Source organism: Streptococcus parasanguinis, assembly GCF_009717775.1.
GTDB classification, from domain to species: domain Bacteria; phylum Bacillota; class Bacilli; order Lactobacillales; family Streptococcaceae; genus Streptococcus; species Streptococcus parasanguinis_AG.
Map to the genome: position 1 here is coordinate 76,417 of NZ_WMZF01000003.1, position 21,627 is coordinate 98,043.

General features: G+C 42.8%; 21 protein-coding genes. 3 read left to right on the forward strand and 18 right to left on the reverse strand.

What is annotated here, in order from left to right:
- Nucleotides 1-14 precede the first annotated feature (14 nt).
- The 15 genes from GMC92_RS06440 to ruvB all read right to left on the reverse strand — a co-directional run bounded on the left by GMC92_RS06440 (nt 15) and on the right by ruvB (nt 14,789).
- Nucleotides 15-902 (reverse strand): carbohydrate ABC transporter permease, encoded by an 888-nt coding sequence (locus tag GMC92_RS06440; RefSeq protein ID WP_003009412.1) that lies wholly within the window; start codon nt 900-902, stop codon nt 15-17.
- Between the two features lie 182 nt (nt 903-1,084).
- A complete protein-coding gene (locus tag GMC92_RS06445) occupies nt 1,085-2,401 on the reverse strand; it encodes an extracellular solute-binding protein (protein WP_003015411.1) in 1,317 nt (438 codons plus the stop codon).
- A 139-nt stretch (nt 2,402-2,540) separates the two neighbouring features.
- The gene (locus tag GMC92_RS06450; protein WP_155200019.1) at nt 2,541-3,239 is read right to left on the reverse strand and encodes an N-acetylmannosamine-6-phosphate 2-epimerase; all 699 of its coding nucleotides are present in this window, start codon (nt 3,237-3,239) and stop codon (nt 2,541-2,543) included.
- Nucleotides 3,240-3,409: 170 nt separating this feature from the next.
- The gene (locus tag GMC92_RS06455; protein ID WP_155200020.1) at nt 3,410-3,796 is read right to left on the reverse strand and encodes an ABC transporter permease; all 387 of its coding nucleotides are present in this window, start codon (nt 3,794-3,796) and stop codon (nt 3,410-3,412) included.
- A gap of 157 nt (nt 3,797-3,953) precedes the next feature.
- Nucleotides 3,954-5,006: a zinc-dependent alcohol dehydrogenase family protein gene (locus GMC92_RS06460; protein WP_155200021.1), complete on the reverse strand. Its 1,053-nt coding sequence runs from the start codon at nt 5,004-5,006 to the stop codon at nt 3,954-3,956.
- A gap of 163 nt (nt 5,007-5,169) precedes the next feature.
- The gene (locus GMC92_RS06465) at nt 5,170-5,493 is read right to left on the reverse strand and encodes a hypothetical protein (protein WP_003009394.1); all 324 of its coding nucleotides are present in this window, start codon (nt 5,491-5,493) and stop codon (nt 5,170-5,172) included.
- The gene (locus tag GMC92_RS06470) at nt 5,493-5,798 is read right to left on the reverse strand and encodes a hypothetical protein (RefSeq protein ID WP_155200022.1); all 306 of its coding nucleotides are present in this window, start codon (nt 5,796-5,798) and stop codon (nt 5,493-5,495) included. The genes GMC92_RS06465 and GMC92_RS06470 overlap by 1 nt, the downstream gene beginning before the upstream one ends.
- A gap of 13 nt (nt 5,799-5,811) precedes the next feature.
- Nucleotides 5,812-6,369, reverse strand: coding sequence for a hypothetical protein (locus tag GMC92_RS06475; protein ID WP_155173128.1), 558 nt, complete (start codon nt 6,367-6,369; stop codon nt 5,812-5,814).
- A 220-nt stretch (nt 6,370-6,589) separates the two neighbouring features.
- Nucleotides 6,590-7,207, reverse strand: coding sequence for a hypothetical protein (locus GMC92_RS06480; RefSeq protein WP_155200023.1), 618 nt, complete (start codon nt 7,205-7,207; stop codon nt 6,590-6,592).
- 132 nt (nt 7,208-7,339) lie between these two features.
- Nucleotides 7,340-9,991 (reverse strand): bifunctional acetaldehyde-CoA/alcohol dehydrogenase, encoded by a 2,652-nt coding sequence (gene adhE / locus GMC92_RS06485; protein ID WP_070666661.1) that lies wholly within the window; start codon nt 9,989-9,991, stop codon nt 7,340-7,342.
- Nucleotides 9,992-10,393: 402 nt separating this feature from the next.
- Nucleotides 10,394-12,196: an acyltransferase family protein gene (locus GMC92_RS06490; protein WP_155200024.1), complete on the reverse strand. Its 1,803-nt coding sequence runs from the start codon at nt 12,194-12,196 to the stop codon at nt 10,394-10,396.
- A complete protein-coding gene (locus tag GMC92_RS06495; RefSeq protein ID WP_070586627.1) occupies nt 12,186-12,590 on the reverse strand; it encodes an MORN repeat-containing protein in 405 nt (134 codons plus the stop codon). The genes GMC92_RS06490 and GMC92_RS06495 overlap by 11 nt, the downstream gene beginning before the upstream one ends.
- 28 nt (nt 12,591-12,618) lie before the next feature.
- Nucleotides 12,619-13,044 carry a low molecular weight protein-tyrosine-phosphatase gene (locus GMC92_RS06500; RefSeq protein ID WP_155200025.1) on the reverse strand — a complete coding sequence of 142 codons (426 nt, stop codon included), beginning with the start codon at nt 13,042-13,044 and terminating at the stop codon, nt 12,619-12,621.
- 173 nt (nt 13,045-13,217) lie between these two features.
- The gene (locus GMC92_RS06505) at nt 13,218-13,784 is read right to left on the reverse strand and encodes a nucleotidyltransferase family protein (RefSeq protein ID WP_155200026.1); all 567 of its coding nucleotides are present in this window, start codon (nt 13,782-13,784) and stop codon (nt 13,218-13,220) included.
- Between the two features lie 6 nt (nt 13,785-13,790).
- Nucleotides 13,791-14,789: a Holliday junction branch migration DNA helicase RuvB gene (ruvB, locus tag GMC92_RS06510; protein ID WP_021154208.1), complete on the reverse strand. Its 999-nt coding sequence runs from the start codon at nt 14,787-14,789 to the stop codon at nt 13,791-13,793.
- Nucleotides 14,790-15,016: 227 nt separating this feature from the next.
- On the opposite strand from ruvB, the gene GMC92_RS06515 reads away from it, so the two are divergent.
- The 3 genes from GMC92_RS06515 to GMC92_RS06525 all read left to right on the forward strand — a co-directional run bounded on the left by GMC92_RS06515 (nt 15,017) and on the right by GMC92_RS06525 (nt 18,182).
- On the forward strand, nt 15,017-15,739 hold the full coding sequence (locus tag GMC92_RS06515) for a hypothetical protein (protein ID WP_241672892.1): 723 nt from the start codon (nt 15,017-15,019) through the stop codon (nt 15,737-15,739).
- A 15-nt stretch (nt 15,740-15,754) separates the two neighbouring features.
- A complete protein-coding gene (locus tag GMC92_RS06520) occupies nt 15,755-16,483 on the forward strand; it encodes a hypothetical protein (protein WP_155200028.1) in 729 nt (242 codons plus the stop codon).
- A 391-nt stretch (nt 16,484-16,874) separates the two neighbouring features.
- Nucleotides 16,875-18,182, forward strand: coding sequence for a hypothetical protein (locus tag GMC92_RS06525; RefSeq protein ID WP_155200029.1), 1,308 nt, complete (start codon nt 16,875-16,877; stop codon nt 18,180-18,182).
- Between the two features lie 658 nt (nt 18,183-18,840).
- Here the strand turns inward: GMC92_RS06525 and GMC92_RS06535 are convergent.
- From GMC92_RS06535 to GMC92_RS06545, 3 genes are all read right to left on the reverse strand, one after another.
- A complete protein-coding gene (locus GMC92_RS06535; RefSeq protein WP_338324044.1) occupies nt 18,841-19,881 on the reverse strand; it encodes an aldose epimerase family protein in 1,041 nt (346 codons plus the stop codon).
- 81 nt (nt 19,882-19,962) lie between these two features.
- On the reverse strand, nt 19,963-21,132 hold the full coding sequence (locus tag GMC92_RS06540; RefSeq protein WP_155200031.1) for an SIS domain-containing protein: 1,170 nt from the start codon (nt 21,130-21,132) through the stop codon (nt 19,963-19,965).
- Nucleotides 21,133-21,214: 82 nt separating this feature from the next.
- Nucleotides 21,215-21,619 (reverse strand): PTS sugar transporter subunit IIA, encoded by a 405-nt coding sequence (locus GMC92_RS06545; RefSeq protein ID WP_049515293.1) that lies wholly within the window; start codon nt 21,617-21,619, stop codon nt 21,215-21,217.
- Nucleotides 21,620-21,627 lie beyond the last annotated feature (8 nt).

Sequence of the window (21,627 nt, forward strand, 5' to 3'; positions counted from 1 at the left end):
TGAGGCTCCTTTCTTTAGTATTCTACGTCGTTTCCGAGGATCTTGAATTGCGCAAAACTGATAATGGCAATCATCACCGCAAGGAAGACACCCATGGTGTTGGCATAACCGTATTCAGAGAGTTTAAAGGCTTTTTCATAGAGGTAGTACATAAGGGTACTCGTTGAGTAGTTCGGACCACCGGATGTCAACAATTGGATCAAGGCGAAACATTGGAAAGAGTTAATGGTCGTAATGATAGCAATGTACAAAGTTGTTGGCAACAAGCTTGGCCATTTGATCTTCCAGAAAACTTGAAATTCTGTCGCACCATCCACACGCGCGGCTTCTACGAGGGAATTATCAATATTTCCCATAGCAGCGATGTAGAGGATAATCGGTTGACCAACTGAAGTGGTCAACAAAATAATGATGATGGCCATCAAAGCCCAGTGTTTGTCCCCCAACCAAGAAATGTTTTGGTTGATGACATGTCCAGATTTCAATACAAAGTTCAAAATCCCTGATAGTGGATCATAGATCCATTTCCACACAACCGTTACCGCTACACTCCCTGTAACAACTGGAAGGAAGAAGACGAAACGATAGAAGGAACGCGCAATCGCATTTTGATGGTAGGTCTGAGAAGCCACAAACAAGGAGAACAATACGACGATCGGAACCGATCCGATAACGATGATGACGGTATTGATCAAGGACTTCACAAAGACCTTATCCGCAAACATGCGGGAATAATTTTCTAAACCGACAAACTTAAAGGATGTCATAGAATAGTTGAAGAAACTTGTCACAAAGCCCATGATCATGGGTGCTAGGACAAAGACCGTAAAGAAGATTAAAATGGGTGCTAGGAATGCGTAGGAAACGAGTGTCTCCCTCATTCGGATTTTGTTTACCTTCACAGTAAGGCACCTCCTAGTGTTCTTTTTCTATTTTCTTTTCTAAACATATCTTACGATTTAAGAAAAGAAGATTCAGAAAGAATGAAGACCCCTTCGTTCCATTCCAAATAGAGAGCTACGGATTCGAAAGGGCCTGCATATTCTCATTTCTATGAAAGACTTAGATTTGCTTCATAGACTGATTATTTTTTCGTAATGGTTTCGTTTGCTTTTTCAGTAAAGGTCTTCAAAGCTGGTTCTGCTTTTTCATCCCCGTTTGAAACAGATTGCAACATTGGGAACCATAGGGTCCGCATTTCTGCAAAACCGTCGATTGTGTTGTAGTATGGTGAGTAGTATTTTGTCCAAGTGCTGATGGTTTCCATCCGTTTGTCATCGTACAACTTACCAAATGAACTACGAACTGGGAAGGCTCCTGTACGCACAACATCTTTTGGACCCCATTCTTTGTCGTCTGCGATGAACTGTACAAATTTCTTAGCAGCAGCAATTTTCTTTTCATCTTTATTATTGAAGACTGCAAATCCATTGACAAGGTATTCCAATTTTGGCTTGCCTGAGTCAGATGGGAATGGCACTTCTACTACTTCGACCTTACTTGCATCCAACAATTTAGCTTGGATACCGTTTTGTGAAGGCGCCCACAAGATGGTGTAAGAAGTTTGACCATTCGCAAAGTTTTGGATGTCTGCTCCTCCATCGAATTGAGAACCATTCATCATCAAGCCATCATCGATCCATTTAGAAGCTTTTTCCAAACCTTTGACAAATTTTGGATCATCTGTTGTATACTTGGTTACTTTTTCATCAGTAACAGAACCGCCATAAAGGTTGGCAATGAAGGCACGAGTTCCTTGGTCTCCACCTTGACCATTACTGAAGAGTGATCCTGGTGTATAACCTTTGTCTTTCAAGGCTTTCAAGACTTTTTCAAAGTCGTCTGTTGTCCAGCCTTCTTTGACAAGATCCAACACGCCTGCATCTTTGAGCATCTTCTTATTCATCGCCATGTAGAATGGTGCTGAACTAATTGGATACATGTAAGCTGTATCACCTGCCTTGCTGGCTTGGATGATATTTTCATTATTGACATCTTTGACAAAATCTTCGGTAAAGAGATCGTTCAAATCAGCCAATTTTCCATTTTTACCATACTGAATGATCCGTCCAGGTGCATCAAAGAGTACATCCGGAGCAGTTCCTGCTTCAATAGCCGTTGTGATCTTTTCAGGACCTGACTTGAAGTCAATCGTTTCCAAATTCACGTGGATATCTGGATTCGCTTTTTCAAAAGCTGCAATAATTGATTTTTCGTAGGTTCCGACACCATCATCTGCTTTTTCTTGAGTAAAGACTGGGAATGCCCACCAGGTAATTTCTGTTTTACCAGAATTTCCTCCAGAAGATTCTGATTTTGATCCTCCGCCAGAGCCACAAGCTGCGAGTGCTAGAAGAGCTGCACCAGCTACCAACGAGCACAATACTTTTTTCATTTTCATGTGATTTCTCCTCACGATTTGCGGTAAGATTACTCTTACAAGGGGTTATCCTCAATGAGGACGCCTATTCTTGTTCATGTTTCAGATTCGACTACTCTCTATTCGGTCTCCTCCTCCTTCAATCTACTGTTTTGTTTTCTCATTTTAAGGCTGCGACGAAGCGCTCTGTAATCTCTTTTGGTCGGGTAATGGCACCACCTACGACGATACCACGAACACCGAGATCATGGATTTTCTTGGCCTGATCAGGGTAGTGGATCTTGCCTTCTGCGATGACATCTACTCCTGCTTGGCAGAGACTATGGATCAGTTCAAAATCTGGGCCATCAACCTTTGGGCTGTAGTCCGTATAGCCCGAAAGGGTCGTTCCGACAAAGTCCACTCCCGCTTCGACAGCTGTCAATCCTTCTTCCAGAGTAGAGGTATCAGCCATCAAGAGTTGGTCTGGATATTTCTCTTTGACTTGATGGATAAAGTCACTAATCGAAAGACCATCATGACGGGGACGTTTGGTACAATCAAGAGCAATGACTGCGATATCCAAAGCTGCCAGCTCATCGACTTCTTTCATAGTAGCCGTGATAAAGGGTTCTTCAGGTGGGTAATCACGTTTGATAATCCCAATAATTGGTAACTTGGTCACTTCCTTGATTTCCTTGATATCCCGGACACTATTGGCTCGGATTCCGACAGCTCCACCCTGTTCAGCCGCTTTGACCAAGAGAGGAATGACTCCTCCTGCTTCTGTATAGAGCGGTTCATGAGGGAGAGCTTGACAAGAAACAATGATGCCGTCTTTGATTTGTTCAATCAGTCCATCTTTTGTAATCTTTGACATAACTCCTTCTCCTTTGATAATAAGGCAACTCGAGTACTTGTAAATTGATTATAATCTATTTTTAAAGCGCTTACAATATTAATCGTGCAATTGGATTATAGTTTCACATTTTAGGGGAAAATAAAAAGATCTCTGAAACTAGTTTCAGAGATCTAGGACATGGTGATTCCCTAAGCCATCTTTTGAGTCGCTTTTTCCTTTACGACAAATACAAAGCCAATAGAGCCGACGACGGCTCCAAGCAAGATCCAATAGACCATATCCGATGAAGCAATCGGGCCTGCCAAGAGACCTGCTAATAAAAAGAGATCGATATACAGTCTAGTATCGCGATAGAAGGTCCAATTGAAGTGGTAGCTACCTTCTGGGTACTGCCGTGTCGATACAGGCGGTTGAAAGACCTGCAACAGAATCAAAATCCCAACAAAAGCAAGATAAGCCAGGCTAACTACCGAAAGCGGAGCCCGCATCATCAAAGCTACAGCTGCTAAAAGCAAGACCAAGATCCAGAAATGGAAGTCCATCCAGAATTCATGATGATAATGAAAGCCTTTCATAAGATCACACCTTTCTCTTTATGTAATCATTTTCTGCACTTATATTATAAGACATCAAATTTATTTTGCAAGGAATCATTGGCTTTTGGGGTTGAAAATAGGACCAGAATTTCTCTGGTCCATCTAAAAAAACTATGAACAAATATTAGTTGCCACTTCATTCACTGATATCATTTTCGATAATGACCTTGAGTGCATGGTTTTCACCCGCATGTTTAAAGACATCATAGGCCTTTTCGACTTCTGAAAGTTTGAAGTGGTGGGTAATGAGCTTAGTTGCATCGATCTTGCCAGATTTTAAGACATTCAGCAACATTTCAGTGGTATTAGCATTGACAAGACCGGTGTTGAGGGTAATGTTCTTGATCCACAAATCGTCCAAATTGAAGCTAACTGGTTTTCCATGGACACCGACATTGGCGATGTGACCGCCGACAGAGATGACGTTTTGGCAGACATCAAAGGTAGCAGGATAACCCACACATTCCATTGAAATATCGACACCACGACCATCCGTCACATCATTGATAAAGGCCTTAATTTCAGCGATATCACTTGAGCAGATGGTGTGAGTTGCCCCAAATTTCTTAGCTGCTTCAAGACGAGATTCAGATAAGTCCACCATGATAATCGTAGCTGGTGAGAAGAATTGAACGGTCAAAAGAGCCGCAAGGCCAATCGGACCAGCTCCAACGATACAGACATTGTCCCCTGGTTTCACATGAGATGGAAGCACCCCGATTTCATAAGATGTTGGGAGAATGTCTGAGAGCATGACCAAGGCTTCGTCATCCACAGTTTCAGGCGCATGATAAAGACTGCCATCCGCATGTGGAATATGCACATATTCTGCTTGGGTCCCATTGATTAAGTGACCCAAAATCCAACCACCATCTTCACAGTGAGAAGGCAGACTACGTTTACAGTAGTAGCAGGTATTACAAGCTGTGACACAAGAGATAATGACCTTGTCGCCCACCTTGAAGTTAGTAACCGCATCGCCGACTTCTTCTACGATCCCGATTCCTTCGTGACCTAAAATCGTGCCTTCTTTACAAGCTGGCACATCTCCTCCTAGGATGTGAAGGTCTGTCCCACAGATGGTTGTCTTCAAGACACGCACAATGGCATCCGTTGGATTTTTGATCACTGGTTTTGGTTGATCAAGCAGTTGCAGATTGCCTGCAGATACATAAGTTGCAGCTTTCATAAGCGACTCCTTTTCTTTGTTGGTTTGATAAAACCATTTTATTTTCGTTTCTTTGTGAATATTATAACATACTAAGTAAGCGCTTGCAAGAATTTATGAGCACATTTTTAAAAGTTTTTTGAGCAAACAAAAACATTCCCCTTATCTCTACCAGAGGAATGTTTCAATCACCTTGTTCTAATTGTTGACGCTGCTTATAGTACTCTTGCTGCTCGCGCTCACGTTCTTCTTCTAAACGCTCTTCATAGCGCTTGAGTTCTGCCTCAAACTCTTCTTGCAAGGCAAATAAACGCTCCAAGCCACTTTGGGCCTCCGCACTTGGCGCTTGAAAATGAAGGGCACTCAACCAGTCCACTAAATTTTCTGTATGTTGGCGGACATCCATACGCATATCCGCATAATCCCACTCCAACTCACTAAGCTTTTGATTGAAGCGGTAATGTCGATCTTCTAGTTGTTCTAATTCACTATTTCCTGAATGGTACATCACATACCTCCTTTAATCGGACTCAATAAAATCGGCTTCTTCACTGATTTCAGTGTTGTTTCTACCGCGTCCGCTGCTCCTCCTGTAAATCCGTCTTTCAAATCACTAACTAGGGTCGTTGTAGCAAAAGAGCGCATCTTTTCGGATTGGCCGCCCAAGGTTACCTGCAAACTCATCCCTTCCAACATCATCAAGGCTTTTTGCGTTGCAATCAAACTTCTGATCGCAATCCGCTCTTGCTCCTTTTTAATCTCTCGATGGAGCTCCTCAATTCGTTCTCTGTCCTCTCCCAGGATCTCTAACATCTTTTTCTCCTACTTATGAAAAATCAAAGGCCGTCGCTTGTCCCTTGTCCAAGTCCACCAATTGAGCTGATGCAGCCTCCAGCTGACCTGCCAAATCTGACAAGCGAGTGGAATAGGCCTTTGCTTGGGCGAGGTTCTCCGCCTCTACCGTTTGGTCCCAACAAGTATCCATGGAGAACTCTCCTAATAGTTGCTCCACTTCTGCATCTGTTAAAAATTGGGCCATGCTGTGGGCCATTTGTGACACCTCAGCGACCTTATGGGAAACCGTCTCCTTAGCCTCTTCCAACTTATCCTTGACTTCTGCCTCAAAGGTAGTTGCCTGCGCTGAAGCATTCTGTGCTACCGCCAGCACCAATTCCTCCCGCAATTGAATGGTCTGGGTCCCAGACGCGCTCGCTAGTTGCTGATGGAGGCTAGAAATGCTTGGTCTTTCCTGCCCATACATGGAGACCACCGAAGCAGATGATGGCTGATTTTCTGAAGTGGAAGCTTCCCGATCTCGTTGGGGCATTTCAATAATTTTCTGTGCCTGATCTTGTCTTCCTTGCACGTCACCTTCTAACTCCATTTGAGATGGCCTCCTTTCTTGGATTTGTTTTTTCATTTCCTATAACTGAAAAAGGATCATAACCCTTCAGCTACAGGCAGATTCACACACTATAGGGTAACATAAAATAGCTCGGAATGCTATAAAAATAACACAATTTCTGAAAAAAAGTCTAATTTTTTATGAAAAAAACGAGTTTGAGTCCTCTACACCTTAACAAAGGGGAATGCGCAGCTTCTTTTCAGCGCCATTTACTATAATCCCCTTTTTGGATCTCTAAGTTATAAACAACCTTTGCTTCTGGGCTGCCTTTCCTGCCTTTCTCTATATTTCTTAATTGTCCGTCTTCAACCAAGGCCTGTATATTATCATCTATATCATTTCCATTAGAAATCTTAGCCTCCTTCGGTAGAGTTGCCTTACCAGAAACATCAATCGGTCCGCCTGCTTTGGAATTTTCCAAATAAATAATCTCTTGATTGTTGGGACCAAAGTCGAACTCAACTCCGCTGTGCAATCCATAGCTCAAAAAAGGCTTCTTCCCAACATCCCGCCCTAGATAAGCTTTGTTTCCATGCTGGTCATAGACAACTGGAACCACATTCACTTGTAAAGGATCCCCAAACTTCAAACCTCCGTCAAAGATAATCGGAGAAAATTCAATTTTACTTATACCTGTGAAATTTTCCTTTACGTACAATGCCGTTTGTTCTTCCAATAGATGGAAAGAATGTTTAAAAATGCTCTCTTCTTCATGGGTCAAGCCTTGGGCTGTTCGATGGGGTGTCTTCAGCCAGACCATTCCTACACCCAGAATGACGACGACCACTAAAAGGATTCCTATAATCTTTTTTCTCATCTTTACCTTCTTTGTTCTAGTTCTTTTCTTATACCCTATCATAAAATCAAGGGAATTGCTAACTCAAAGCAAAAAATCCCCCACTCTTACGAGCGAGGGATAGCTGATAAACATCAGTTGTTCTTTGGCGTCTTATTTACGACGTCCTGGACGTTCCTTGTAACCATAGTAAGCATCTTCGATGATTTCTTGCATATGGTCTACCATTGGAAGACGTGGGTTAGCTGGTGAACATTGATCTTCGTATGCAAGGAAGGCCAATTCACGAGAATGTTTCTTCCATTCTTTTTCATCGATTCCTTGTGCTTTGAAGTTCATTTCGATACCACAGCGTTCACCGAGTTCGTATACAGCTTTTGCGTAAGCTTCAACGGCTTCTTCTGGAGTAGAGCATGGAAGTCCTAGCATACGAGCGATATCTTGGTATTTTTCATCTGCACGGTAGTAGTTGTACTTAGGCCATGTAGCTGTCTTAGCAGGGCGTGTACCGTTGTAGCGGATAACGTATGGAAGCAAGATGGCATTGGTCCGTCCGTGGATGGTGTGGAATTGCGCACCGATCTTGTGGGCCATGGAGTGAGAAATACCGAGGAAGGCATTGGCGAAGGCCATACCTGCGATGGTTGACGCATTGTGCATCTTTTCGCGTGAATGGAAGTCCGCATTCTTGACTGAGCTTTCCAAGTTTTCAAAGACAAGTTTAATAGCTTGAAGAGCAAGACCATCTGTGAAGTCGCTAGCCATTTGTGATACGTATGCTTCTGTCGCGTGCGTCAAGACGTCCATACCAGTGTCTGCTGCAACAGATCCAGGAACTGTCAATACCAAGGCAGGGTCTACGATGGCAACTGTCGGAGTCAATGAGTAGTCTGCGATTGGGTATTTACGGTTGTTGGCTTTATCAGAGATAACGGCAAATGGAGTTACTTCAGATCCTGTACCAGATGTTGTTGGGATCGCAATAAATTTGGTCTTCTTACCAAGCAATGGGAACTTGAAGGCACGTTTACGGATATCCATGAATTTTTGAACCAAGTCACGGAAGTCCACTTCTGGTTGTTCGTAGAAGAGCCACATAACTTTGGCCGCATCCATTGGTGATCCACCACCAAGAGCAATGATCGTATCTGGTTTGAAGGCACGCATGATCTCTGTACCACGTTCAACAGTTGTGATATCTGGATCTGGTTCTACGTCTGCAAAGATTTGGTAAACTACCTTATTGCGACGAAGGTCAAGCTGTTCGATGATACGATCAAGGAAACCAAGCTCTACCATAGCGTGGTCTGTAACGATCATGACACGTTCAACGTCACGACATTTTTGTAGGTATTCAATTGAATCACGTTCAAAGTATGTTTTTGAAGGAAGTTTCATCCATTGCATGTTATTTCTCCGGCGTCCGACTTTTTTGATATTCAAGAGGTTGATGGCACTAACGTTGTCCCCAACAGAGTTGCGTCCGTAAGAACCACATCCAAGTGTCAATGATGGCAAGAAGGCATTGTAAACATCCCCGATACCACCGAAAGTCGAAGGAGAGTTGCAGATCACACGAATAGCTTTGACCGCTTTACCAAATTCTTTGGTCAATTCTTCATCAGCAGTATGGATGGCTGCTGAGTGACCAAGACCGTTGAATTCAACCATTTGGCGAGCTTTGTTAATTCCGTCTTCACGGCTTTCAGATTTCAAAACAGCGATGACTGGTGACAATTTTTCACGAGTCAACGGTTCTTTTTCACCAACTTCTTTACATTCTGCCGCAAGGATATTGGTTCCTTCTGGTACAGTGAAGCCAGCTTGTTCAGCGATCCATGCTGCTGGTTTCCCAACGATGTCCGCATTCAATTTCGCACCCGCGCAGTTCTTGCTGTTGGCTTTTACGCCGAAGCAGAACTCTTCAAGAAGGGCTTTTTCTTTTTTGTTAACAAAGTAAGTGTGGTAAGATTTGAATTCTTCAACAAACTCATCGTAGATTTCTTTATCGATGATGACCGCTTGTTCAGACGCACAGACCATACCGTTGTCAAATGATTTAGACATGACGATATCGTGTGCTGCTTGGCGGATGTTGGCTGATTTTTCAACGTAAGCAGGCACGTTTCCGGCACCAACCCCAAGAGCTGGTTTTCCACAAGAATAAGCAGCTTTCACCATGGCGTTACCACCGGTCGCAAGGATCGTAGCAACTCCTTCATGGTTCATAAGGGCACTGGTTGCTTCCATAGAAGGTTGCGTGATCCATTGCACACAGTTTTCAGGAGCTCCTGCTTTAATCGCTGCATCGCGGACGATTTGTGCCGCATGAGCAGATGATTCTTGAGCAGATGGGTGGAAGGCAAATACGATAGGGTTTCGTGTCTTCAAGGAAATCAATGCTTTAAAGATTGCTGTTGAAGTAGGGTTGGTTGTAGGTGTGATCCCGCAGACAACACCGACTGGCTCAGCAATAAGGGTCAAACCAGTGACGTCATCTTCTGAAATGACCCCAACTGTCTTGGTGTGACGCATGTTATTTACTACGTGTTCACAAGCGAACAAGTTCTTCGTCGCCTTGTCTTCAAAGACTCCACGACCAGTTTCTTCATAAGCATGAAGAGCGAGCTCACCGTGAGCGTCAAGAGCCGCTACAGATGCTTTCGCCACAATGTAGTCCACTTGCTCCTGGTTCAATTTGCGCATCTCTTCAAGCGCCACTAGCGCTTTTTGCACCAACTCGTCTACGTGTTTTTCAGCAGCGAGTTTCTTTTCTTCAGGTGAGAGAGTTTTTTTATCAGCCATTTGATGCTTTCCTCCAATGTTTGAAACCCTTATCCTTTTCTAGAACTTTTTCATGTTTTCGGAAATTTTCAAGAATAGTGTAAGAAATTTCGATTTGTTAATTATTTCACAATATAATTGTACTCTATTTTGAGATTTTTGTAAACACTTCCAAGCAACTTTCACAAAGATTTTTTTGAAGTTTGTGAAATTTTTATCAATCTTATTGCTGTGAAAGCAATTATCTAGCAAAATTGTGAAAAAATAATTAAAAAAATTTTTTCTTCACAAAGAGATGTTTTCAATTGATTTTTGTAAGCGTTTTCTTAATCTTACTAAAATAAGCAGCTTTTTACAAGTAAAAAGTTGCTTTTTGTTTTATTTTGTTAGGATTTGTTTTGTTTCAGTTTCAGAGAAGCATTTTTACTTCTTGACCGGACCTTTTTCGGCCTTATCAAGGGCTTCTTTGACTGTTTGAGCATAGAGTTCCCCACCATTGGTTTCCATATTGAAGTGAACAGAGTCTGTTCCCACCCAAATGTTTGGATTTTCAATTGCCACTTGGTACCAGTCCGCAATCGTGATAAAGTCGTATTTCTTGGCTAGTTCCAACTCATAAAGACGCGTTTGAACCGATTCACTGGACTGATCGTTGGCATAGCGACCATCATATGGTGTCACAAGGATCAAGCGACGGCCTTTTGGAAGTTTCTCAACATACTGATCCAGCAATTCTTTGTAGTTGCTTACCGTATTGGTTCCTAGGGCAATGACCACATTTTTTAGGAGAACTTTGTTGGAGATATCGGTTTCAAAGACCTTCATTCCATTTTCCAACTGACGGCTCACCACTGCATCGATCTGGATACCCGGGATCGCTTTAGTCAGGTAGTCCTGCGCTCGCAAGTTAACGGAATCACCGATCATGGTCACACCATTTGAGACGTTATAGTCTGTTGCCGTCGCATTGTCCACCTGCGTCCGTGTGACCTGCATTTTGCTATCTGCTTGATTTAGACCACTCACCACCAAACTCTCATCAAAAGCTCCGACTGTTGGTGCAAAGGCAGAGATCCCGATCATCAAGAGAGCTAATGGAATCATGAGGTAAAAGATCGGCTTGGTCAAAAAGCTAAGATCCATCTTCATACCAAAGACACGAGGCTCCTTGCCTGCAATGGTTGGCTCCAAAATATAGAAGGACAGAGCCGTTAGAATCAAGGAAACGATCGTCGTCACAAGGGCTGCCATCATATTTCCCAAATGTTGAGAGAAGATGATAAAGAAAGGCCAGTGGAAAAGATAAACGCCATAACTGGTATCCGCAAGAAAATTAAGGATTGCCGGCTCTTTTTTATTTGGCGTCTTCTCATGGAAAATGCGGGCCGACAGAATCATGGCACAGGCTGCGATTGTCGCTGCTAAAAAGCCAAATAGATAGGTCCACAAGCTATCAAATGGCAAGAAAAGACTGAGCACAAACAAGAAGGCAAAGCTTCCACCCAAGACCGATAAGGTCTTTTTCATGCTCCAAGACTGCACCAGCTTTGTAAAGTTCGGGCTGACATTGGCAATCCCTGTCACCGTTGCTAGGCATGATCCCGCAAAGAAGGGGAAGATGTGAGTGAAGCTAGAAAAATAGATGGTGGAGAAATTAGCTGTCAGAAAGGCGCGGATGAACATGGACAAGAAGGTGAAGAGAAAGAGTCCGCTGGACGCCAGGAAGAGCATACCTCGGTATTTCCCAACCGTCTTAGCACGCTTAGCCAAGAACCATGCCAAAAGTGCCCAGAGCACATAGTAATGCACTTCTAGGGCCAAACTCCAGGTATGAAGGAAGAGATGGGGAATGAAGTTACTTTCGTAACTACCACCCGTTGCCATCTCAAAGAAATTGGTCACAAAACCGAAGACCGCCGCAATCTGAGTCCCAATACCAGCCACGTAGTCCCGTTGGACCAAAAAGGTAAAGGGCATCACGACCAAGACCATAAAGACAAGGGGTGGTACGATCCGGTAAAAGCGCCGTTTCAAGAATGCCAGGTAGTCGATTCCTTGCTTGCGCGCAAATTCATCGATCAAGAGCGCTGTAATCAAAAATCCTGAGAAGGTGAAGAAAATATCTACCCCAATGAAGCCTCCAGGAAAGGCTTTTTGGAAGAAATGGTAAAGCAATACCAATAAGAGTCCTGTAACACGGACTAGTGAAAACCATTTAATGCGCATTTTGATAAATCCCCTGCTTGAATGTTCCTTTGTATACGACGTTGGCTTCTGTGGTTAAGGTGCCTTTGCCCTCCGGCTGGCCGTTAACAAACTGCCCTTCATAGGTCCAACCATCCTTGGACTTAAACTTTCCATAGCCACTAAAAGAGCCGTTGACGAGGTTACCTGTATAGGTATCCCCATTTTTAAAGGTGACGGTTCCTTTGCCATTCATCTTGCCACGGACCAAACTTCCGTCGTAACGGATCGCCCCCTTATCCAAGGTCAAGACACCCTGACCTGGAATGGCTGAAAGGAAAACCAGCAAAGCAGATAGAATAATCACGACTAATGCTGCTATTTCTAAATTTTTTCGCGTCAGATAGACCTTATAAGTCTCATAAAATTCTTTCATATTCTGTATTCTCTCACATATCAAACTCTTAAGAAGTTGCTAACTGACCTAACCAAGCCTTACAGCCGCTCAGGACTCTGGAATAGGTCTCCTCAAAATCACCGGTATACCACGGATCTGGCACACTTTCAGCAGCAAAAAGATGAATCTTGTGCTCTGTCCCTGCAGGAGCTATTCGCTTCAGATCTGCTACATTGTTTTCGTCCATCCCTAGGATCAAATCAAAGTTGTAAAAATCCTCTTCCTTGATCTGTAAGGAAGTCTTAGCTGGATCATACGGGACCTGGTGTTGTTGAAAGATTTTCTGGGTTCCCCGATGGATGGGATTGCCATGTTCCCAGCTAGAGGTTGCCCGACTTTCAATCTCATACTGATCCGTCAAGTCCTTCATGACAAACTCCGCCATGGGGCTCCGACAAATATTTCCTAAGCAGACAAAGACGATTTTTTTCATGATTCCACCTAACTCCTTGTTCGGACTGCCCAACCTAGCTGAGCTCTTGGCTTTCCACTATGGAAAACCAGCATACTATTACTATTATAACAAAAATGTGACAGAAAGATGACAAAGGGACTCCATCATTTTAAAGAAAAATCAGATTCCTTTTTCAAATCTGATCTGTTTCTCTATTTTGGAAAACGAACCTCTAATGGAGGCCATTTACTCTGCCAATTTTTCTTTTTCATCCGCTCTGTATAAACCGCTAAACGCTCGGGGCTGGCTAAAAAATGCGGAGTCGGCTGAACGATGAAGTCTTCGATATCCTTTGTCCCATAAGGGAGAAAGAGCTCTAGCTGACCATCTTTCCTTAAGCGAACCGCAAGAGCCGTACACTGCTCGGGGTATTTAGAAATCGCATCACAGGCACTGAGATAAGGAGCCGTCCCCGGACTATGCTGGTGCATATAGACTTGATTTTTCACTTCCCAAGCGTACTGGGGATAGGTCTTCTTTAATTCTTGCTCGATCTGCAGAGTCTCCTCATAACTGATCGTAGGGTCATAAAAAACTAGATCCATATCGGTCGTCGCATCAAACCCTGGTCTTCCAGAGAGCTGGTTCCAGATGAAATTTCGCACCGCTCCCGCTGCTAACCAGGCATCTGCCAAGTTGAGATCCCGAATGATAGCCAAAACAGTCATCATCTCCGGATCCGCTTGGATTTGTTCCACTATTGCTTCTTCCGTCAGCATCTTCTTCTAGTCTCCATTGTAGGGATAACCCAGGTGTTCATAAGCCTTGCGAGTCGCCACGCGCCCTGTTCGGGTCCGCATGATAAAGCCTTTTTGAATCAAGTAAGGCTCATACATGTCCTCAACGGTCTCTCGCTCTTCGGCAATATTGACCGATAGAGTCCCAAGCCCGACCGGGCCACCACCGTACATTTCAATCATGGTGCGCAGGATCTTTTGATCGACATAGTCCAGTCCTTCATGGTCCACATCCAGCATAGAGAGGGCCTTGTCTGTAATGGTGTCGTCAATTAAGCCATCGCCCATTATCTGAGCAAAATCGCGCACCCGTTTGAGCAAGCGGTTGGCAATCCGAGGAGTCCCACGACTACGAAGAGAAAGCTCTTCGGCAGCTTCGTGGGTAATCTCCATCTCAAAGATTTCGGCGGTCCGCTCGACAATCTCTGTCAAATCATCTTGCTCATAGTATTCCATGTGTCCGGTAATCCCAAAGCGAGCGCGCAAGGGATTGGACAGCATACCAGCTCGAGTCGTCGCCCCAATCAAAGTGAAAGGAGGAAGGTCCAGATGGACACTCCGGCTGCTCTCCCCAGCGCCAATCATAATGTCGATGTAAAAATCTTCCATGGCGCTGTAAAGCACTTCTTCGACTGACATAGGCAGACGGTGGATCTCATCGATAAAGAGGACATCCCCCGGCTCTAGATCATTGAGGATAGCTACCAAGTCACCTGCCTTTTCAATGACAGGACCAGAAGTCTGCTTGAGATTGACGCCCAGTTCATTGGCAATGACAAAGGCCATGGTGGTTTTCCCAAGCCCCGGAGGGCCAAAAAGAAGGACATGATCCAGCGCTTCATCCCGAAGCTTAGCCGCCTCAATAAAGATTTTCAGCTGGTCCTTGACCTTATCTTGACCAATATATTCATGTAAATATTGCGGGCGCAGCGTCCGTTCAACGGCCTCTTCATCGCCCATGATTTCATTGTCTAAAATTCTACTCATACAGTCTATTATAGCAAAAAATGATACCTTCGGTACCATAAATAGAATGTGTTTTTTAAAGATCCTGGTTCTCGCCGTCGTTCGTTAGAAAAAGTTGAACAGTTGCCCTCATCGTCAACCTTTCTTTTTATTATACGGTCCCTTCTTCATCTATCGCTCACCATTTCACTTTATAATTATTTCCTTTAATGATAAAATTAAAGCAACAACGTTTAGGAGGTAAATTTATGTTTACTAAAACAAAGAAGATCCTTTTCGGTTTCTTAGCATTCTTTGCAGTGCTCCTTATTGCGGGATGTCAGTCTTCTCCATCGCAGTCTTCTAAAACAAATAAGTCTTCTCAAACAAATAAATCTCCTCAAACAATAAAAGCACCACAAGATCTTACAAAGGATCAACAAGGAACTTGGAAATGGACTGACCAACAAATGACCATTCAAAAAGTATTCCTAGCTTCTAATATCAAAAAACTTGCCGCTGTTCTAATGCTTGATGACTTCGATAAGGTTAAGATGACGATGACCATTAAAGATAAAACCGTTGAATTGAAGTACCATTTTGATTACAGAGAACTGTATGAGGATCAAGCATTTGCAACAGGAGAGAACAAAGCGAATTATGAATCGTATTTAAAAAATAAAACTGCTGAATTTAAGAATTATATTCCAAATTTGAAACATACAAAGATTACTCTTGACGAACCTAATGATGCCTATGATTATTCTCTAACTGGAGAAATCGATACGCAGAAACATACTATTACGTTCCCTGAAACACCTACATTTTTAAGTAGAATTGTTATGGGAACCACGTATAACTCACTTGTACCAATTACTTATACTTACACCGTTGAAGGTAACCAACTAACACTTTATGCTGAAGGTCAAGATGAACAAAGTCATTTTAGAGTAATACGTCTTCGTTTCAATTACGTAGGAGACAATCATTAGAAGGAGTGATCAATCATGAACAATATGAAAAAAAGTTCCCTATGGATGTTTTCCCTTCTTGCTCTTCTATTTGTATCAGGATGTGGGCAACAACAGAAACAACAGCAACAGAAACAACAAACAACCGCTGAGACTACAACAGTTGCAGAAACTACCACAGTAGTACCTACCCCAGTCTCACTCGAAGGAGACTGGAAAGCTGTAGATTTTAGAGATACAGTGGAACGTACTTTCTTAATTTATTATGATGATGCTAATAGTCGATTAAAGGTTACTGAAGCCTTCCAAGATATCGTTCCGACTCTAAAAATCACAGGAACAGATGTAACTTATTCTTATAGTGCCGATATGAATAAGTATATTGATTTTTATGCTGAACAGAATAAAGATGAATATCCTACAAAAGAAGAAGCTACTGCCATCCTTCTAGGCGTAAGAGAAAAGAAATTTGGAAGTTTTAAACATCAAACTGGAACGTTTGATAACAATACAAAAGTGTTAACTGCAACGTTAAATGATGGGGTTTTAAACGAGAAAGCAAAAACGATCGTATTCCCTGAAGTTCCAAACATCTTTGGAGTTCTACCTCTTTATATTAATTCTACAGACGTACCAATTACTTATCACTACGAATTGAATGGTGATATCCTTACAATGTATGCTGAGAAAACGTACGATGAAACAGGAGCACATCTTGTTTATCCGATGAAATTCAAGAAAGTTTCAGATCCTAAAACTAATTAAATAACTCACTGAGAGTGGGACAGAAATCGGTAATTCGTCAGAATTCGATTTCATCGTCCCACCTCCGCACAGTTGAGTAGGGCTGTAAAAGCTGATGAAATCAGCGTAGTAGAGTCCACTCAACCACTGCGTCTTGCTCGACAATCCAAAAATAATTGAGAGGCTAGGACTTTTGTCCCAGCCTCTTTTCTGTGCAAAAAAATAATTTAGGAAGCCTTGAGAATCTCATCTATTGGGTACTCTGCTACATACAATTTTCCCGTTTCTTATGTTGAATAATCGGTCAAGTTACAAAACAAAATTGCGATTTGTTTGAAAGCCCTTGCAAAACAATTGTGTTGAACGTATAATATAAGCGTAATACAATCATCTATTTTAAGGAGGTCTAGCGATGATTAGACGTTATAAAAAATTATTTTTAGCATTCGTTGCTCTGTTCTCAGTCTTCCTACTAGCTTCTTGTTCTCAAGAACAAAGCGGCTCTAAAAATGCCGCTAAAACAGAAACACCAAAAATCGAAACGATTGATGGCGAATGGGAATTAGTCGATACTCTCGATGCTTTAACGGAATCCATCGGAGCCTATACCCTCCATGGAATCCACTTTGCACACTTGCTTGAATCTGTTAAAGACTTCAAAATGGACATGAAGATTGAAAACAACACGGCAACCATTAAATACGACTATAACATTGATAACTTTATTAAAGCTTTCTCCACTGTCACAACAGAAGCTAGAGGCAAGACTGAAGAAGAATTCAAAAAAATCATGTATGACTCTCATGAAGGATTTGCAAGCGACTTTAAGAAATACAAAGTCAGCATGAATAAAGATACTGGCGTGTTTAGCTACGAAGCAACGGGTTCTATTGATCAAGGTGCCAAAACAATGACCTTTGATGAAGGACTTTCCGTAGCAAACTCATTCTTCTTCTCATTCGGTGAAAATCGCGTTTCGCCAAACACATATCACTACAAATTAAAAGACGACATGCTTTATGTCACGATTGACGGAAAAGCGAAGAAAAATAATCTTCCAGTTCACTATGAACTACACTTCAAACGTAAAGGAAGCACTACTCAAAAAGACCCCGTTCCAATTGAAGGAAAATGGCAAGCCATCGACTTCCGACCAGCTCTTGAACGTAGCTTAGCCTTTAAAGATTTTGACAATGATGATTCGGCTATCAAGCTGATCTATCCTGAGGCATGGAAAGATTTAAAACCAACGTTGAACATTACAGGTACATCTGTTGAATTCGACTATACTGTATCTCTAGCAGATGGTTTTGGAAGGTTCTACGATTACTTAAAACAAAAAGATGCATCTAAAGTGACTCAAACGAAAGACGAATATATTAAAGATCAATTTACCAAATTATCAGTCAATCTACAGGATGGCGCTAAGGACTTGCCCAATACAACTTATGAATTTGATAAAGGTAATGCTAAAATTCATTCTGTCTTGAAGAACGGTAAATTAGATACAGCAAACCAAACGATTATCTTCCCAGAAGCTATCAATATTGTGCAACTTGCAACCATGTCCATTGGACCTGTCGCTAAAGAAACTACGTATAAATACTCTATTGATGGAGATATTTTAACGTTGACGATTGAGCAACGCGATGGACGGAATAATCTAAATACGATTATTTCAGCAAAATTCAAAAAAGTGTCTGATGCAACGGGCAAGTAGTCATTCCACTGCTCCTTGAGATTTTCTCAAGGAGCTTTTTTCTGTGCAAAAAAATAAAGAGCTTACGCTCTATTAAAATACTTCGGTACCTTTGGTTCAGTTAGGAAGAAACATAGTCCCCCACCTTAATCTTTATTATGGAACGTAGTTTTCGCTCCGCTCAAACTGCATCAATATCTCTAAATTCGGTTGAACTCTCTGAGTTCACCTCATTAATTTTTTAAAGATCGTAGTTCTCACTTGCGTTCGAACTGCATCAATGTACCTAAGCTCGTCTACGTCCCTATCAGGCTTGGTTAGATGAAATAGGTTTAGTAATAATTACATAACGCAGTGGTTGATTGGTATCTTTGTTCGCTCTTATAGCTCCAAAAATTACCTAATCAACTGTGCGGGGGTGAGACAACGAACAATTTTAAAAAATTGTTCTGTCTCACCCAGAAAAAAGCCACCGGTTTTGGTGGCTCTTATAGGGAGATTATTATGAAAAAGTTTTAGGAGTTTTATCATTCAAAGTTAGGAGGTCTTTGATGATGCTATTAGTATACGATAGGAAGCTTAAAATTTCCTTATAGTTTTTCTAAAAAATTTTTTTCTAGAAAAAGAGGATGTCCCAAGCAAGATTTTCACATCCTTGTTTGGGTCACCCCTTTCCTCCTTATTTCTTAGCGATGGCATGGTAGCTAGTCTTGCTGGTGAAGACTTGACCTGCTCTCAAGATGACCTTTTCAGCCTGGTCACTGTGAATGGCATCTGGCACTGTTTGGAATTCTAGAGCCAAGCCATTGTGCTGAACCATTGGTTGGCCTTGCAGATGAACAGTTTCGTCTACGAAATTGGCTGAATATACCACCAAGGCTGGGGCTTCTGACCTGAAGGTCAAAAAACGTCCAGATGGCTGATGGTAAAGAAAGCCGGCATTTTCATGCCCTTCTGGAAGAGCAAATGGATGGTCTAATCCTTCTACCAGACGGATTTGCGGATCAGAGTCCTTAAAAAGATCCTCCAAGAGCATAGCTTGGTAGAGATGCTGGACAACCGGACTTTCTCTATCCACGGTCTGAAGAGGAACACCGTCTGGATGGATAGGGTAAAGCCCTTGATGGTTGATCTGAAAGACATGGTCATTGATCGGCTGGGTGAAGTTCCCAGATAGGTTGAAATAGCTGTGGTTGGTCGGGTTGACCAAGGTATCTTGATCCGTTTCTACCCGATAAGCAATCTCGAGTTCACCATCTTCCGTCAAACCATAGGTTACCCAGATCTTGAGATTTCCAGGGAAACCGCCGGTCCCATCCGCCCGTTCTGTATAGAGAGTGATTTCTTGGTCCGTTACCGACTCCACGCTAAACAAGGCGCTGTCCCAACCAGTCGACCCACTGTGGTTGCAGTTGGCACCGTTATTAACTTCCAAGTGATAGGTCTCTCCATTGAGTTCAAAACTGGCCCCCGCAATCCGGCCAGCGACTGGGCCAATACTGGCACCGTATTTAGGGCTATTGCCCACATAGTCCTCAAAGCGATCAAATCCTAGGATAATATTAGCAAACTGATCTTCTTTATCAGGTGTCACATATTCTAAAATCGTCGCACCATAGGTCATGACAGACAATTGGTAGCCCTTGTCATTTTCGAAGCGATAAGCCCGAACTTCCTGATTCTGCCATTCCCCAAACACGCTTTCTTGATACTGTTTCACAAATCTTCTCCTCTCACTGTTTTTCTCCATTGTATCAGTTTCACAAGAAGAAACACTCCACTTTTTTTAGAAAATTAGTGGCTATTCTTTATCAAATGGATGAATGATCACCCCTTGTACAACCCGATTGACGGTACCAGTCGGTGAAGGTGTGTCTGGGCGATTTTGAACCTTGAGCGAAGTCAAGAGAGAAATCAACTGACCGTAGATAATGTATGGGAAGGCACGGTAGATATCTAGAGAGTCTGCTGATGCTTCCACCAACACTTCTCGTACATGCTCAATGCCTGCAGCTTGATCGGACAAGAGAACGACCTGACGGGCAATCTGATCCCCAGCCACTTCTCCAACCAAATCCAAATCGTATTGGCGCGTATAAGGATCAATGGAGCCAAAGACCAAGACCAGAGTCTGCTCATTGATGAGGGATTTCGGTCCATGACGGAAGCCGACAGGACTCTCATACATGGTCGCGATTTTACCTGCAGTCAATTCCAAAATCTTGAGCTGGGCTTCATGGGCTAGCCCAAAGAAAGGTCCCGCTCCTAGATAGATCACGCGCTCGAAGTCTAGATCGACCACTTCCTTGACCTCATGATCTTTCTCCAAGATCTGCTCTGACAGATGAATCAATTCTTCTACCCGTTTTTCTTTGGTTTTTTCCTCACTTGGATCAAAGACCAAGAGAGCTGTCAGGAGCATAGAGGTAAAGCTCGAAGTCATAGCAAAGCCAGCATCATTGGTTTCTTTAGGTTGGAGAAGCAAAAGGTTGCGCTCATCTCCGTGGGCCTGCTGGGCCAGTTTCCCTTCTTCTGCACAAGTAATGGTGATCTGATAGAGTTCATCGACTAAGTCTTGAGCTAACTCAACTGTCGCAACACTTTCAGGCGAGTTGCCACTTCGTGCAAAGGAAACTAAGACCGTCGGCACTTCTTTTTTGAGATAGGTTTGTGGATGCGCCACGATATCGGTCGTCGCAATGGATTGGAAATTCCAGTGGCGTTCATCGTGCACTTCCTGCAAGTAAGGAACCAAGGTATCTCCCACATAGGCAGAGGTCCCAGCCCCTGTCAAGATAACCTTGATATAGTCATGCTCTTGGCCAATTTTTTCTAAGAAAGCTTTTATTTCCGCTTTTCTTTCTTGGTACAAGCGAGCCGTTTCTTTCCAAACACTTGGTTGTTGGTAGATCTCACGTGTTGTGATCTCTGCTCCTAGCTCCTGCAAGTCTTCTTTTGTATAGTCTAACATAGAAACTGTTGTTCCTTTCTACAATCTAACATTGATAAATGGGAAAGGAGCCTGAGATGATACTCCCAGACTCCCTACCAACCTACTCATCTTCATCATCATCAAGGTTTGACAAGAGGTCATTGACCTTGACAATACTTTCTTTTGCACGTTCAGGGTAGTCCCCTTCGCTACCAGTCAGACTGCTATTGATGAATTCGATAACCATCGGAAGATTCATCCCTGCGTATAAGTCAATCGCACGTCCTTCAAGGATCAAGCGGCTCACAGTGTTGCAAGGAGTCCCTCCTAAGAGATCGGCAAATACAATATAGTCTTCTAGACCTTGAACTGTTGCTTCAAATTTAGCAGTAAAGTCTTCTGGCCCTTCTTCTGGTAAGAGTGCAACTGTATGGATGGATTCTTGTGGTCCCATAATCATCTCTGTGCTGGCTTTAAGCTCTTCACAAAAGTGACCATGGCTGACCAATACTAACTGTTTTGCCATACCTTACT